Origin of the sequence: Ancylobacter tetraedralis (assembly GCF_014195655.1) — a bacterium.
Classification (GTDB): Bacteria; Pseudomonadota; Alphaproteobacteria; order Rhizobiales; family Xanthobacteraceae; genus Ancylobacter; species Ancylobacter tetraedralis.
The window spans coordinates 278550-294023 of the sequence record NZ_JACICD010000003.1 but is presented as its reverse complement, the minus strand read 5'-3'; the positions used below and the strand labels follow the sequence as shown (position 1 = coordinate 294023).

The 15474-nt window shown below is 67.6% G+C and carries 14 protein-coding genes; 12 read left to right on the top strand and 2 right to left on the bottom strand.

The window, feature by feature from the left end:
• Positions 1–97: 97 nt before the first annotated feature.
• A complete protein-coding gene (locus tag FHS55_RS09690; RefSeq protein ID WP_183189517.1) occupies positions 98–1720 on the top strand; it encodes a glycoside hydrolase family 17 protein in 1623 nt (540 codons plus the stop codon).
• On the opposite strand, the gene FHS55_RS09685 is transcribed toward FHS55_RS09690, so the two are convergent.
• Positions 1680–2060 carry a hypothetical protein gene (locus tag FHS55_RS09685; protein WP_183189516.1) on the bottom strand — a complete coding sequence of 127 codons (381 nt, stop codon included), beginning with the start codon at positions 2058–2060 and terminating at the stop codon, positions 1680–1682. The genes FHS55_RS09690 and FHS55_RS09685 overlap by 41 nt on opposite strands.
• Positions 2061–2223: 163 nt before the next feature.
• Between FHS55_RS09685 and glmU the strand changes: the two genes are divergently transcribed.
• Both glmU and glmS read left to right on the top strand, forming a co-directional pair.
• On the top strand, positions 2224–3585 hold the full coding sequence (gene glmU / locus FHS55_RS09680) for a bifunctional UDP-N-acetylglucosamine diphosphorylase/glucosamine-1-phosphate N-acetyltransferase GlmU (protein WP_183189515.1): 1362 nt from the start codon (positions 2224–2226) through the stop codon (positions 3583–3585).
• A gap of 131 nt (positions 3586–3716) precedes the next feature.
• On the top strand, positions 3717–5543 hold the full coding sequence (gene glmS, locus FHS55_RS09675) for a glutamine--fructose-6-phosphate transaminase (isomerizing) (RefSeq protein WP_183189514.1): 1827 nt from the start codon (positions 3717–3719) through the stop codon (positions 5541–5543).
• A gap of 27 nt (positions 5544–5570) precedes the next feature.
• Here the strand turns inward: glmS and queF are convergent, their stop codons facing one another.
• Positions 5571–6023, bottom strand: a complete 453-nt coding sequence (gene queF / locus FHS55_RS09670; RefSeq protein ID WP_183189513.1) for a preQ(1) synthase — start codon at positions 6021–6023, stop codon at positions 5571–5573.
• 171 nt (positions 6024–6194) lie between these two features.
• On the opposite strand from queF, the gene eno reads away from it, so the two are divergent.
• The 9 genes from eno to lipA all read left to right on the top strand — a co-directional run bounded on the left by eno (position 6195) and on the right by lipA (position 15473).
• Positions 6195–7478, top strand: a complete 1284-nt coding sequence (eno, locus tag FHS55_RS09665; RefSeq protein WP_183189512.1) for a phosphopyruvate hydratase — start codon at positions 6195–6197, stop codon at positions 7476–7478.
• Positions 7479–7740: 262 nt separating this feature from the next.
• A complete protein-coding gene (locus tag FHS55_RS09660; RefSeq protein ID WP_183189511.1) occupies positions 7741–8073 on the top strand; it encodes an FtsB family cell division protein in 333 nt (110 codons plus the stop codon).
• Positions 8074–8315: 242 nt separating this feature from the next.
• A complete protein-coding gene (gene pdhA, locus FHS55_RS09655) occupies positions 8316–9395 on the top strand; it encodes a pyruvate dehydrogenase (acetyl-transferring) E1 component subunit alpha (protein WP_183189510.1) in 1080 nt (359 codons plus the stop codon).
• Positions 9396–9410: 15 nt separating this feature from the next.
• Positions 9411–9710 carry a hypothetical protein gene (locus FHS55_RS09650; protein ID WP_183189806.1) on the top strand — a complete coding sequence of 100 codons (300 nt, stop codon included), beginning with the start codon at positions 9411–9413 and terminating at the stop codon, positions 9708–9710.
• A 40-nt stretch (positions 9711–9750) separates the two neighbouring features.
• Positions 9751–11163 carry a pyruvate dehydrogenase complex E1 component subunit beta gene (locus FHS55_RS09645; RefSeq protein WP_183189509.1) on the top strand — a complete coding sequence of 471 codons (1413 nt, stop codon included), beginning with the start codon at positions 9751–9753 and terminating at the stop codon, positions 11161–11163.
• A 15-nt stretch (positions 11164–11178) separates the two neighbouring features.
• Positions 11179–12555 (top strand): pyruvate dehydrogenase complex dihydrolipoamide acetyltransferase, encoded by a 1377-nt coding sequence (locus FHS55_RS09640; RefSeq protein ID WP_183189508.1) that lies wholly within the window; start codon positions 11179–11181, stop codon positions 12553–12555.
• Positions 12556–12564: 9 nt separating this feature from the next.
• Entirely contained in the window at positions 12565–13983 is a 1419-nt protein-coding gene (gene lpdA, locus FHS55_RS09635) for a dihydrolipoyl dehydrogenase (RefSeq protein WP_183189507.1), read from the top strand.
• A 122-nt stretch (positions 13984–14105) separates the two neighbouring features.
• Positions 14106–14354 carry a GlsB/YeaQ/YmgE family stress response membrane protein gene (locus tag FHS55_RS09630; RefSeq protein WP_183189506.1) on the top strand — a complete coding sequence of 83 codons (249 nt, stop codon included), beginning with the start codon at positions 14106–14108 and terminating at the stop codon, positions 14352–14354.
• A gap of 144 nt (positions 14355–14498) precedes the next feature.
• Positions 14499–15473, top strand: a complete 975-nt coding sequence (gene lipA, locus FHS55_RS09625) for a lipoyl synthase (protein ID WP_183189505.1) — start codon at positions 14499–14501, stop codon at positions 15471–15473.
• Position 15474: the final 1 nt, after the last annotated feature.

Here is a 15474-nt window from a genome sequence, read left to right as displayed (position 1 = left end):
ACCGCCCGGCCAAGGCTAGAAGCAGACCTGTGCGCCGCCGCGGACCGCCGGCGGCCGGCTTCCTTCGTTCGGCCCGTTCCTTCCGGAGTACCTGCGCATGCGACTTCCCCTCGCGCTCGCCGCCATCGTCGGTGTGGCGATCGTCGCCGTCTGGGCGTGGCTCGGTCATCCCGTGCCCGCGCCCGTTTCGCCGCTGACGGCGGGCGAGAAGCTGCCCTGCGTCTCCTACGCTCCGTTCCGGCCGGGCCAGTCGCCCTTCAATGCGGGGCTCGTCATTCCCGCGTGGCAGATCGACGACGATTTCGAGCGCCTGGCGAAGATCACCCAGTGCGTGCGCACCTATTCCACCGAGATGGGCCTGCATGTGGTGCCGGAACTGGCGCGCAAGCATGGTCTCACCGTGCTGCAGGGCATCTGGATCGGCCGCGACCCCGCCAATAACCGTGTCGAGATCGACGCCGCCGTGAAGGCGGCGCAGGAGAACCCCGACGTCATCAAGACGGTGATCGTCGGCAACGAGGTGCTGCTGCGCGGCGAGCAGTCCGCCGTCGACCTTGCCGCGCTCATCAAGGACGTGCGCGCGAAAGTGCCGGAATCGGTGCAGGTCACCTATGCCGATGTGTGGGAGTTCTGGGAACGCAACCGCGATCTGGCGAACTCGGTCGATTTCGTCACCGTGCATATCCTGCCGTTCTGGGAGGACCTGCCGGTCGCGGCCGAGAAGTCGGTCGCCCATCTCGACGAAATCCGCCAGCATGTCGGCAAGGTCTTCGCTGGAAAGGACATCCTGATCGGCGAAACCGGCTGGCCGAGCGAGGGGCGCATGCGCGAGGGCGCGCTGCCCTCGCCCTCGAACCAGGCCAACGTGATCCAGCAGTTGCTCGCGCTCGCCAAGGAAAAGAACTACCGCCTCAACGTCATCGAGGCGTTCGACCAGCCGTGGAAGCGGGCCTCGGAAGGCACGGTCGGCGGCCATTGGGGCTTTCTCGACGCCTATTCGCGCGACTTCAAGTTTGCCTGGGGGCAGCCGGTTTCCGATCATCCCGGCTGGATCTGGCAGGCGCTGGTCGGCCTTGCCTTCGCCAGCGGCATCTTCGGCGCCGCCGCCTATGGCCGGCGCCGGGCGGGAGCGGACGTGCTGGAGACGCGGCACTGGCTGGCCGTGTCCGGCATCGCCCTGTTCACGGGGCTGATGTATGGCCGGCTCATCGCCACCGTTCCCGTGGAGAGCCTGGGCGTCGGCGGCTGGATCCGCGGCATCGTCCTGCTGGTTCTGGCGCTCGCCGTGCCGCTGGCCTGCGCGGCGGCCATCGGGGCGCGGGCGCGGCTGGTGACGCTGGCGGCGGCGCTCAATCCCGCGCTGCTCACCGGCTGGACCGTGCTGGAGCGCGTGGTGGCCTTCCTGCTCGCCGCCTCGGTGGTGCTGGCGGTGCAGATCGCCTTCGGGCTGGTTTTCGACCCGCGCTACAAGGATTTCCAGTTCGCCGGCCTGACGCCGATCATCGCCGCCTTCGCCTTCTACGCGGCGGTGGCGCCCGCGCGACCGGGCGTGACCGGCCGGCAGGCCGAAGCGCTCGCCGCCGCGATCTTCCTCGGCAGCGGGCTCTACATCGCCATAAACGAGACCTTCGCCAACTGGCAGGGCCTGTGGACGGGCGCGCTCCTGGTGGTGCTGTCGCTCACGCTCTGGCGGCTCGCCACGGCCGGGCGAACGAGATGAGCAGCAGGCCGGCGGCGAGCGAGGAGAGGTTGTTGTTGTACATCACCACCCCGATCGCCGTGGCCATCAGCGCGACGATGAACATCGGCACCGAGGGGCGCACCAGCTGGATGAGCGAGGTGACGATCGCCGCGATGCCGAAGACCGAGTAACCATAAAGCGAGATGACCAGCGCCCGCGTCTCGCAGGTGGACGTCTCCATGCCCCGGCAGGCGAGGCCGATGGCCGATTGTTCGACCAGCGCATAGCGCATGTAGATCGCCCAGCCGAGCGCGACACCGCCCAGCGCGATGACGAGATGCGTGGCGCGCGGGCCGGGCAGGAAGTTGCGATACGCCAAGGTGTGATCTCCTCCGGTCTCCTCGACCCGCCTCTGGATGGCACGACGCGGGCCGGCGATCAATTCACCCCATGCGCCCACCCGCGACCGGCTGTCTCGGGCGGCGCTTCCGGCCGGCGCCGCGGTGCGCTAAACAGCCGCGCCCCTTCTAGGAGTTTCGCGCATGCGCAGCCTGCTCGTCATCGTTCTCGCGGCCGGAGAGGGCACGCGGATGCTGTCCGCCCAGCCCAAGGTGCTCCACAAGGTTGCCGGCCGGGCGATGGTGAGCCACGTGCTGGATGCCGCGCTCGCGGCCGGCGCGTCACGCATCGCCGTGGTGGTCGGCCCCGATCACGACGCGGTGGCGGAGGAGGTGCACCGCACCGTGCCGGACGCCGCCATCTTCGTGCAGTCTGAGCGCCGGGGCACCGCCCATGCCGTGCTCGCTGCGCGGGAGGCGCTGGCGGAAGGGCATGATGACGTCGTCGTCATGTATGGCGACACGCCGCTGGTGCGGGGCGAGACCGTGCTGGCCTTGCGCGCGCCGCTGGCCCTGGGTGCCGGCGTGGCGGTGCTCGGCTTCCGGCCGGAGGACCCGACCGGCTATGGCCGGCTGCTGACGCGGGGCGGGGAACTCGTCGCCATCCGCGAGGAGAAGGAGGCGAGCCCCGAGGAGCGGGCGGTTCGGCTGTGCAACGCAGGGCTGATGGCCTTCGACGGGCGCGCGGTGCTCGGCCTCATCGACGCGATCGGCGATGCCAATGCCAAGCGGGAATTCTACCTCACCGACGCGGTCGAGATCGCCCGCGCGCAGGGGCGCCTTAGCGGTGTGGTCGAGGCGCCGGCGGACGAGGTGGCAGGCGTCAACAGCCGCGTGCAACTGGCGCAGGCGGAGGCCATCCTCCAGGCCCGGCTGCGCCGGCGCGCGCTGGAGGGCGGGGCGACGCTGGTGGCGCCGGACACGGTATTCTTCAGCGCCGACACGCGGCTCGGCCGCGACGTGGTGGTGGAGCCGAACGTGGTGTTCGGCGCGGGCGTCACCGTGGAGGAGGGCGCCACCATTCGCGCCTTCAGCCATATCGAGGGCGCCCATGTGGGGCGGGGTGCCATTGTCGGCCCCTTCGCCCGGCTGCGGCCCGGCGCGATGCTGGGGGAGGGGGTGCATGTCGGCAACTTCGTGGAGATCAAGGCGGCCGAGCTTTCACCGGGCGTGAAGGTCAACCACCTGTCCTATGTCGGGGACTCGAGCGTCGGCGCCAATACCAATATCGGCGCGGGCACCATCACCTGCAATTATGACGGCTTCCGCAAACATCGCACGGTGATCGGCGCCAATGCCTTCATCGGCACGAACAGCCTGCTGGTCGCCCCTGTCAGCGTCGGCGACGGTGCCTATATCGGCACCGGGTCGATCATCACCGAAGACGTGCCGGCGGATGCGCTCGCCATTGCCCGCGCCCGGCAGGTCAACAAGCCGGGCTGGGCGGTGCGGCTGCGCGAACGTCTGGCGGCCGGGCTCGCGCCCGAGAACGCGCCCAAGAAATAGACATGCCAAAAAATGGATATGCGACGAAACGAAGCGATACCTGATTTGATTTCGGTATTGCGGTGAGCGCCCGCTAAATCGGCGCCGCTCGCCGCCGCTTCGCCGCGCGACATCACGGAGTTGGCCGCCTCATGTGTGGAATTATCGGCATCGTCGGAACAGCACCGGTCGCCGACCGTCTCGTGGATGCGCTGCGGCGCCTCGAGTATCGCGGCTATGACTCGGCCGGCGTTGCCACGCTGGAGCACGGGCAGCTCACGCGCCGCCGCGCCGAGGGCAAGCTGCGCAACCTGGAGACGGTGCTGGCGGATGCCCCGCTCGCCGGCCATATCGGCATCGGCCACACGCGCTGGGCGACCCATGGCCGGCCCAGCGTCGCCAATGCCCACCCGCACGCCACGACGCGGGTCGCGGTGGTGCATAACGGCATCATCGAGAATTTCCGCGACCTGCGCGAGGAACTGCTGGCCGACGGCGCCAATTTCGAGAGCGAGACCGACACCGAGGTTGTGGCCCATCTCGTCAGCCGCGAGATGAACCACGGCCGCAGCCCGATGGAAGCGGTCGCCAATTCGCTGCCCCGGCTGCAGGGCGCCTTCGCCCTCGTCTTCCTGTTCGACGGCGACGACAACCTGCTGATCGGCGCGCGCAAGGGCAGCCCGCTGGCGGTAGGCTATGGAAGGGGCGAGATGTTCCTCGGCTCGGACGCCATCGCGCTGGCGCCGTTCACCGACACCATCGCCTATCTCGACGACGGCGAATGGGCCGTGCTCACGCGCGACGGCGCAGTGATCCGCAACGCGGCGAACGAGGTGGTCGTGCGGGCGCCGCAGAAGACCACGGCCGCCGCCTTCATGGTCGAGAAGGGCAATTTCCGCCATTTCATGGCCAAGGAAATGCACGAGCAGCCCGAAGTGGTCGCCCACACGCTCGGCCATTACATCGACATGGCCAACGAGACGGTGCGGCTGCCCGAGGATCTGCCGTTCGACTTCGCCAAGCTGAACCGCATGTGCATCGCCGCCTGCGGCACGGCCTATTATGCCGGGCTGGTGGCGCGCTACTGGTTCGAGGCGCTGGCGCGGCTGCCGGTGGAGATCGATGTCGCCTCCGAGTTCCGCTACCGCGAGGCTCCGCTCGACCCCAACGGCCTGATGCTCGTCATCTCCCAGTCCGGCGAGACCGCGGACACGCTGGCCTCGCTGCGCTATGCGCGCGATCAGGGGCAGAGCGTGCTCGCCGTGGTGAACGTGCCGACCTCGACCATCGCGCGCGAGGCGCATGTCGCGCTGCCGACGCTGGCGGGGCCGGAGATCGGCGTCGCCTCGACCAAGGCCTTCACCTGCCAGCTGGCCACCCTCGCCGCGCTGGCGGTGGCGGCCGGCCGCGCGCGCGGGGTGCTGTCCGCCGCGGAGGAAAAACGGCTGGTGCGGGCGCTGATCGAGCTGCCGCGCCTCATGAACGAGGCGCTCAAGCTCGGCCCGACGATCGAGCATCTGGCGCGCAGCTTCACCCAGACGCGCGACGTGCTCTATCTCGGCCGCGGCACCGCCTATCCGCTGGCGCTCGAGGGCGCGCTGAAGCTGAAGGAAATCTCCTATATTCACGCCGAGGGCTATGCCGCCGGCGAGTTGAAGCACGGGCCCATCGCGCTGATCGACGAGAAGATGCCGGTGGTGGTCATCGCGCCGCATGATTCCGTGTTCGACAAGACCGTGTCGAACATGCAGGAGGTGGCCGCGCGCGGCGGGCGCATCATCCTGCTGACCGACGAGGCGGGCGCCCGGCGGGCGGCGCTGGAGACCGAGGCGACGCTGATCCTGCCCGATGCCGACCCGCTGATCGCGCCGCTGGTCTATGCCATCCCCGTGCAACTGCTCGCCTATCACACGGCGGTGCACATGGGGACGGATGTCGACCAGCCCCGCAACCTCGCCAAGTCGGTGACGGTGGAGTAAGCGGCGACGGCAGGATAGGGGCGGGGATCACCCCCGCCCGCGATACGTCGGCACGCCCTGGTCGGGCAGCCAGATGTCGGCGGGTGGCGCGCCGCTCTGCCAGAACACGTCGATCGGCATGCCGCCGCGCGGATACCAGTAGCCGCCGATGCGCAGCCAGTGCGGCGCCAGCAGGTCGTGGATGCGCCGGCCCACCATCACGGTGCAGCCTTCGTGGAAGGCGCCGTGGTTGCGGAAGCTGGCGAGATAGAGCTTGAGCGACTTCGATTCGACCAGCCAGTCCTTCGGCACGTAGTCGATCACCAAATGCGCGAAGTCCGGCTGCCCGGTCACCGGGCAGAGCGAGGTGAATTCCGGGCAGGTGAAGCGGGCGACATAGAGCGTGTCGGCCTGGGGGTTCGGCACGCGGTCGAGCACCGCCTCCTCGGGGGAGGCCGGCCATTGCGTGGCGCGGCCGAGCTGCAGCGGGGTATCGGTCATGCATCCTCTCCTGAGCGTGGGTTCTGGGGTGCCGGTTTCCCGGCTGTCGGGCCGGCGGGCGGCCGGCGCGGCATGTTTGGTACCTCTGTGGCACCTCTTTCGCATGTCATGGCTGTCGAGTAGAAGCGCGGTTGGCCTCCGGTCGAGGCAGCTGAGGAAGTGGGGAAACGCATGACCGCCATTGTCGATATCATCGGGCGTGAAATTCTGGACAGCCGCGGCAATCCGACCGTCGAGGTCGATGTCGTGCTGGAAGACGGCTCCAAGGGCCGCGCCGCCGTTCCCTCGGGCGCCTCGACCGGCGCGCATGAGGCGGTCGAACTGCGCGACGGCGACAAGTCCCGCTATCTCGGCAAGGGTGTGCTGAAGGCGGTCGATGCGGTCAACGGCGAGATCTTCGACGCCATCGGCGGCATGGATGCCGAGGACCAGGCGGCGATCGACCAGATCCTCATCGAGCTGGACGGCACCCCGAACAAGGCGCGCCTCGGCGCCAACGCCATTCTCGGCGTCTCGCTGGCGCTGGCCAAGGCGGCGGCCGCCGCCCGCGACGTGCCGCTCTACCGCTATGTCGGCGGCGTGAACGCCCGCGTGCTGCCAGTGCCGATGATGAACATCATCAATGGCGGCGCCCATGCCGACAACCCGATCGACTTCCAGGAATTCATGATCCTGCCGGCCGGCGCACCCACCTTCGCGGAAGGGCTGCGCACCGGCGCGGAGATCTTCCACACGCTGAAGAAGGCGCTCAAGGACGCCGGTCACAACACCAATGTCGGCGACGAGGGCGGCTTCGCCCCCAATCTGCCCTCGGCGGACGCCGCGCTCGCCTTCGTGGTGAAGGCCATCGAGACGGCCGGCTACCGGCCGGGCGAGGACGTGTTCATCGGCCTCGACTGCGCCGCCACCGAGTTCTTCAAGAACGGCGCCTATGATTACGAGGGCGAGGGCACGGTGCGCGATATCGAGACGCAGGTGAAGTATCTCGCCGATCTCGTCGCGCGCTATCCCATCGTCACCGTCGAGGACGGCATGGCGGAAGACGACTGGGCGGGCTGGAAGCTGCTCACCGAGACCATCGGCTCCAAGTGCCAGCTGGTTGGCGACGACCTGTTCGTCACCAATGTCACGCGGCTCTCGGCCGGCATCAAGCAGGGTGTGGCCAACTCCATCCTGGTGAAGGTCAACCAGATCGGCTCGCTGACCGAGACGCTCAACGCGGTCGAGATGGCGCACAAGGCCGGCTACACCGCCGTCATGTCGCACCGCTCGGGCGAGACCGAGGATTCGACCATCGCCGACCTCGCGGTGGCGACCAATTGCGGGCAGATCAAGACCGGCTCGCTGGCGCGTTCCGACCGCACCGCCAAGTATAACCAACTGCTGCGTATCGAGCAGGAACTGGGCCCGCAGGCGATCTATGCCGGGCGTTCGGCGCTGAAGGCGCTGGGCTGAGGCCGCATTGGAATTCCTCTCCTCGTTGAGGGAGAGGTACCCGCGACGCGGGTCGGTGAGGGAAGGCGCGCTCACCAAGCGTGAAAGCCCCTCACCCCGGGCCCTCTCCCCGGCGGGGAGAGGGGGGCGGGCCTCGAACGCCCGAGCGTGACGGTCGCGGCCGGCGCCAGATCCTCTTCCGCGCGCCGGCGCCGTCGACAAATCTCCACCGAGCGATCACGGTTAACGGAGCCTCAACCGCCTGCGGTTAGGCTCCGTTTTCATGATCATACGCACACGCTGGCGATCCATCCTGCAGACCGTCACCCTGCATCTCGGGGCGGCGGCGCTCATCGGCTATTTTGCCTTCCAGGGCTATAACGGGCAGTACGGCCTGCTCGCCCGGCGCGGCTTCGAGCAGCAGCGCGCCGAGCTTATCGAGGAGCGCGACACGATTCGCGCCCAGCGCGAGGCGATCGAGGCGAAGGTGCGCCTGCTCTCCTCCGAGCGCATCGATGCCGACATGCTGGACGAGGAGGCGCGTCTGCTGCTGAACCTCGTTCACCCCAAGGATCTGGTGCTGCTGCGCAGCCCCGACGCGGAAAGGGCGCCGTGATGGGCGTCGCTGCGGTGCATCCGGCATATTGGATGCCAGTAGCGTTCGAACAGGAAATGTCGCGATTGCAAATGCTTAACTTGAAATAAGTTAAATAGCCGAATTGACTAGAATTCAGTTAATTGCAAGAAACCTATGCGCGTACAATATGTTGTGCGTTGCAGCATTGCATTCCAGGCGTAGCGCCGCGTGGAAAGGTGCGTTATGAAGCTCGCAGGTCACTCGCGAGCTGAGGATGCGCCATGGTAACTGCCGCGAAGAAGTCGGCCGTCAGCAATACCGTCGGAACCGCTGCCCCCAAAACCGCCCGTAGCGCGGCGCGGCGCGCCGACAAGTCTTCGGGGGGCTCCCCCTCGACGCTCGAATTCTCCAAGGCGGAAGAACTCGAAGCCTATCGCCAGATGCTGGAGATTCGCCGCTTCGAGGAAAAGGCCGGCCAACTCTACGGCATGGGCCTGATCGGTGGTTTCTGCCACCTCTATATCGGCCAGGAGGCCGTCGTCGTCGGCATGCAGGCCGCGCTCAAGCAGGGTGACCAGGTCATCACCGGCTATCGCGACCATGGCCACATGCTGGCCACCGGCATGGACCCCAAGGGCGTGATGGCCGAGCTGACCGGCCGGCGCGGCGGCTATTCCAAGGGGAAGGGCGGCTCGATGCACATGTTCAGCACCGACAAGGGCTTCTACGGCGGCCACGGCATTGTCGGCGCGCAGGTCTCGCTCGGCACCGGCCTCGCCTTCGCCGACGCCTACCGCCAGAACGGCAATGTCTGCCTGACCTATTTCGGCGACGGCGCGGCCAATCAGGGGCAGGTCTACGAGAGCTTCAACATGGCGGAGCTCTGGAAGCTGCCGGTCGTCTACATCATCGAGAACAACAAATACGCGATGGGAACCGCGGTGAGCCGCGCCTCCGCCCAGACGGACTTTTCCAAGCGCGGCACCTCGTTCAACATTCCCGGCGAACAGGTCGACGGCATGGATGTGCGGGCGGTGAAGGCCGCCGGGCAGCGCGCGGTGGAATTCGCCCGCTCCGGCAAGGGCCCCTACATCCTCGAGATGCTCACCTATCGCTATCGCGGCCACTCCATGTCCGATCCGGCCAAGTACCGGTCGAAGGAGGAGGTGCAGAAGATGCGCACCGAGCACGATCCCATCGAGCAGGTGCGGGCGCGTCTGCTGGAGAAGAGCTGGGCGAGCGAGGAAGAGTTGAAGGCGATCGACGCCGAGATCCGCGACGTGATGAACGCGGCGGCCGATTTCGCCAGCCACGATCCGGAGCCGGATGCGTCCGAGCTCTACACCGACATCCACCGCTGAGTGGCGGGCGTGTCGATGCTCGCCGGCATGTTCTGGGTTGGCGTCGTCGCCGGCGGTTCGGCGGCGGTGGTCATCTGGGTGTTGGCGGTGCGCCTCGCCTATAGCCTTGCCGTCCGCCGCAAGGCTGGCGCCACCGCAAGGCTGCGGGTTGCCTTCTGGCCCTTCGGGGCGCGGCAGGCGGCCGGCGTTCCCGCCGACATCTCCGCCAGCCTCAACAAGATGCTGGTTGCCTTCTTTCTCGCCCTCCTCGTCGCCATCTCCTCGATGGCTGTCTACAGCAACCTGACGTTCGTGCCGCCGGCACACACGCAGTGACGCGCGATCTCGCCGCACGTTCTTTCTGGGGAACGCCGCCATGCCGACCGAAGTTCTTATGCCTGCCCTTTCCCCGACCATGGAGAAAGGCAATCTCGCCAAGTGGCTCAAGAAAGAGGGCGACACGGTCAAGTCCGGCGACGTGATCGCCGAGATCGAGACCGACAAGGCCACGATGGAGGTCGAGGCGATCGACGAGGGCACGCTCGGCAAGATCCTGGTGCCCGAGGGCACGCAGGATGTCGCCGTCAACACGCCGATCGCGGTGATCCTTGCCGATGGCGAGGATGCCAGCGCGGCGAGCGCACCCGCGCCCAAGGCTGCCGAGGCTGCTCCGGCCGAGGCGGCGCCGCTCCAGCCCTCGCCGGTGGCCAGCGCGGCGCCGGCCGCTCCCGCCATCGTCACCTCGGCGGTGGCAAACCCGCCGCAGCCCGAAGCGCTGCCCGAGCCGGATGTGCCGGCCGGCACCGAATTCGTCAACCAGACCATGCGCGAAGCGCTGCGCGACGCTATGGCCGAGGAGATGCGCCGCGACGGCGACGTCTTCGTCATGGGCGAGGAGGTCGCGGAATATCAGGGCGCCTACAAGATCACCCAGGGGCTGCTGCAGGAATTCGGCGCGCGGCGCGTCATCGACACGCCGATCACCGAGCACGGCTTCGCCGGCGTCGGCGTCGGCGCGGCCTTTGCCGGGCTGAAGCCGATCGTCGAGTTCATGACGTTCAACTTCGCCATGCAGGCGATCGACCAGATCATCAACTCGGCCGCCAAGACGCTCTACATGTCGGGCGGGCAGGTGCACTGCTCCATCGTGTTCCGCGGCCCCAACGGCGCCGCCGCCCGCGTCGCCGCCCAGCACAGCCAGGACTACACCGCCTGGTACAGCCATGTCCCCGGCCTCAAGGTCGTCGCGCCCTATACGGCGGCCGATGCCAAGGGCCTGCTGAAGTCGGCGATCCGCGACCCGAACCCGATCATCTTCCTTGAGAACGAGATCCTGTACGGCCACGCCTCGCCGGTGCCCAAGCTGGACGACTACACCGTGCCGATCGGCAAGGCGAAGATCGCCCGGCCGGGCAAGGACGTGACGCTGGTGGCCTGGTCCATCGGCATGAACTACGCGCTCAAGGCGGCGGAAGAGCTGTCCAAGCTCGGCATCGAGGCGGAGGTGATCGACCTGCGCACCATTCGTCCGATGGATGTCGACACCATCCTCGCCTCGGTGAAGAAGACCGGCCGCTGCGTGACGGTGGAAGAGGGCTGGCATCAGTCGGGCGTCGGCGCGGAAATCGTCGCCCAGCTGATGGAGAAGGCGTTCGACTATCTCGACGCCCCCGTGCTGCGCGTCACCGGCAAGGACGTGCCGATGCCCTACGCCGCCAACCTCGAAAAGCTTGCGCTGCCCTCGGTGCAGGACGTCATCGACGCCGCCCGCGCCGTCACCTATCGCTGAGGTCGAAGAAGCGCCATGTCCGTCGAAATCCTGATGCCGGCCCTGTCTCCCACCATGGAGAAGGGCAACCTCGCCAAATGGCTGAAAAAGGAGGGTGACAAGGTCGCCCCCGGCGACGTCATTGCCGAGATCGAGACCGACAAGGCCACGATGGAAGTCGAGGCCATCGACGAGGGCACGCTGGCGAAGATCCTGGTGCCGGAAGGCACCGCCGACGTGCCGGTGAACCAGCTTATCGCCGTGCTCGCCACCGAGGGCGAGGACGTCAAGGCGATTGCCGCCGGCTCCGGCGCGGCGCCCGCCAAGGCGGAAGCCGCAGCGGAGGTGCCGAAGGTTGCCGAGCCCGCGACGGCGACGCCGGATGTCGCTCCGGCTCCCGTCGCCGCATCCGGCGGTTACGATCACGGCAATGGCAAGGCACCCGGCGGCCGCGTGTTCGCCTCGCCGCTCGCCCGTCGCCTCGCGAAGGAGAAGGGCGTCGAACTCGCGGATGTGAAGGGCTCCGGCCCGCATGGCCGCGTGGTCGCGGCCGACATCGCCGGCGCCAAGGCCGGTGCCGCCAAGCCGGCCGCAGCTGCGGCCCCCGCACCCGCCGCGCCGGCTCCCGCGGCCGTGCCGGCCCCGGCCGCCGCCGCTCCCTCGAATGCCGCCGTGCTCGAACTGGCCAAGGCCTATTACGAGCCCGGCACCTACGAGGAGATCCCGCTCGACGGCATGCGCCGCGTCATCGCCCAGCGCATGACCGAGGCGCGGCAGACGGTGCCGACCTTCTACCTCACGGTCGACTGCGACGTGGACGCGCTGCTGAAGCTCCGCGAGGAGCTGAACAAGTCCGCGCCCGAGAAGGACGGCAAGCCGACCTACAAGCTCTCGGTCAACGACTTCGTCATCAAGGCCTATGCGCTCGCCTTCCAGCAGGTGCCGGATGCCAACATGGTGTGGGGCGGCGACCGCTACCTCAAGCTGAAGCATTCCGATATCGGCGTCGCCGTGGCGATCGACGGCGGCAAGGGGCTCCTGACGCCGATCATTCGCAAGGCCGAGACCAAGACGCTGTCGGCGATCTCCAACGAGACCCGCGACCTGGCGATCCGCGCCCGCAACAAGAAGCTGGCGCCGAACGAATACCAGGGCGGCTCCTCGGCGATTTCGAACCTCGGCATGTTTGGAATCAAGGACTTCACCGCGATCATCAATCCTCCGCATGCAACGATCCTGGCGGTCGGTGCCAGCGAGCAGCGGGCAGTGGTGAAGAAGGGCGAGCTGGCGGTGGCGACGGTGATGACTGTCACCATCTCCTGCGACCATCGCGTGATGGACGGCGCCATGGGCGCGCAGCTCATCGGCGCCTTCAAGCGGATCATCGAAAAGCCGATGTCGATGCTGGTCTGAGGAACGATCATGGCGAATAACTACGACGTTCTCTTCATCGGCTCGGGCCCCGGCGGCTATGTCGGGGCCATCCGCGCCGCCCAGCTCGGCCTCAAGGTCGGCGTCATCGAGCGGCAATATGTCGGCGGCATCTGCCCGAACTGGGGCTGCATCCCGGCCAAGGCGCTGCTGCGCTCGGCCGAGATCTTCCACTATATCGAGCACGCCAAGGATTACGGGCTCGTCGCCGAGAAGACGGGGGTCGACATTGCCGGCGTGGTCAAGCGCTCGCGCGGCATCTCGGCGCAGATGAGCAATGGCGTCGGCTTCCTGCTCAAGAAGAACAAGGTCGACGTGATCTGGGGGCAGGCGACGCTGACCGCGCCCGGCAAGGTCTCGGTCGCCGCCTCGCCGGAGCCTGCGCCCAAGGGCGCACTGGCGCCCGGCGACTACACAGCCAAGAACATCGTCATCGCCACGGGTGCCCGCCCGCGCGCGCTGCCGGGCATCGAGCCGGACAAGAAGCTGATCTGGACCTATTTCGAGGCGCTGGCCCCGGCCAGCGTGCCGAAGTCGCTGCTGATCATGGGCTCGGGCGCCATCGGCGTCGAATTCGCCTCCTTCTACAAGGCGATGGGCTCGGATGTCACCATTGTCGAGCTTCTGCCGCAGATCCTTCCCGTCGAGGACGAGGAGATCGCCGCGCACGCACGGAAGCGGTTCGAGAAGCAGGGCATCAAGATCCTCACCGGCGCCAAGGTGTCGAAGGTCGTGAAGGGCGCGGACAGCGTCACCGCGACCGTTGAGACGGCGGATGGCAAGAGCCAGACGATCACCGCGGACCGGCTGATTTCCGCGGTGGGCGTGGTCGGCAACATCGAGAATCTCGGCCTTGAGACGCTCGGCGTGAAGACTGATCGCGGCTGCGTGGTGATCGACGGCCTGTGCCGCACCAACGTGCCGGGCCTTTGGGCCATCGGCGACGTCGCCGGCCCGCCCATGCTGGCGCACAAGGCCGAGCATGAGGGCGTCATCGCCGCCGAGGCTATCGCCGGTGGGCACGCCCACCCGATGGACAAGCTGATGATCCCCGGCTGCACCTATTGCATGCCGCAGGTCGCCTCCGTCGGCCTTACCGAGAAGAAGGCGAAGGAAGCCGGCTTTGAGATCAAGGTCGGCCGCTTCCCCTTCATCGGCAACGGCAAGGCCGTGGCGCTCGGCGAATCGGAAGGCCTCGTGAAGACCATCTTCGATGCCAAGACGGGCCAGCTGCTCGGCGCCCATCTGGTTGGCGCGGAAGTCACCGAGATGATCCAGGGCTTCGTGCTGGCGATGAACCTCGAGACCACCGAGGAAGAGCTGATCAACGCGGTCTTCCCCCATCCCACGGTGTCCGAGACCATGCATGAGAGCGTGCTCGCGGCCTATGGGCGCGCCATCCACATGTGAACGCCGGCGGGCGCTGCGGGGGACCGCGCCGCCCGCCTCTCTATGGCCGTCCGGCGCTGACGGTGGTCTTGCCGATTGCAGAGCTGCCCGCCACATTGAGGGGCGGCATCGGGAGTTTGGGAATGACGGGCGTCGGCATTTTTGGAGCGATCATCATCGGCATCCTCGCCGGGTGGATCGCGGAAAAGACCTTGGGGCGCAGCCATGGGCTCCTCACCAACCTGGTTGTCGGCCTGATCGGCTCGTTTCTCGGCGCCGCCCTGTTCTCGACACTGGGCATCAATGTGCAGGCGGGCTGGATCGGCAGCCTGATCGTCTCCTCGGTCGGCGCGGTCGTGCTGCTGTTCCTGCTGGGCCTGTTCCGGCGCTGATACTTCGCAGGCTGCCCCGGAAGCGCTTGCTGCAGGGGCGCCCTGCGCCGGCGGCGGTCGACGCCGGGGCTGGGCTGGACTAGGAATGGACGGTCGCTTTCGGTGTGTGTCGCACCGGCAGCCGCGTCGTCCGGAAGGTCGTCAATGGTCACGGTTCTCAACACGCTCAATCGTGCGCTCGAAAAGCCCCGTCACCCGGAAAAGGTGAACCGGGTGGAAACGCCGGCGCTGAAGAAGCCGGACTGGATCCGGGTGCGCGCTCCCGGCACGCCCGGCTGGCAGCAGACGGCGGATATCGTCCGCGCCAACGGCCTCGTCACCGTGTGCGAGGAGGCGAGCTGCCCCAATATCGGCGAGTGCTGGCAGAAGAAGCACGCCACCTTCATGATCATGGGCGACACCTGCACGCGGGCCTGCGCCTTCTGCAATGTGCGCACCGGCCTGCCGGGCCCGCTCGACATGGACGAGCCGCAGAAGGTGGCGGATGCGGTGGCCAAGCTCGGGCTCGAGCATGTCGTCATCACCTCGGTCGACCGCGACGACCTCGCGGACGGCGGCGCCGAGCATTTCGCCCGCACCATCCGCGCCATCCGCGCCACCAGCCCCACCACGACCATCGAGATTCTCACGCCCGATTTCCTGCGCAAGGACGGGGCGCTGGAGGTGGTGGTGGCGGCGCGGCCGGACGTGTTCAACCACAATCTGGAATGCGTGCCCTCGCTCTACCTGAAGGTGCGGCCCGGCGCGCGCTACTTCCATTCGCTGCGCCTCTTGCAGCGGGTGAAGGAGCTGGACCCGTCCATCTTCACCAAATCCGGCATCATGGTCGGCCTCGGCGAGGTGAGGAACGAGGTGCTGCAGCTGATGGACGACCTGCGCTCGGCGGAGATCGACTTCATGACCATCGGCCAGTACCTGCAGCCGACGCGCAAGCATCATCCTGTCATGGGATTCGTGACGCCGGAGGACTTCAAGTCCTATGAGACCATTGCCTATTCCAAGGGCTTCCTCATGGTCTCGTCGAGCCCGCTGACGCGATCCTCGCACCATGCCGGCGAGGATTTCGCCCGGCTGCGCGCGGCGCGTGCGGCCAAGCTCGGCTCCACCGTCAGCGTCTGAT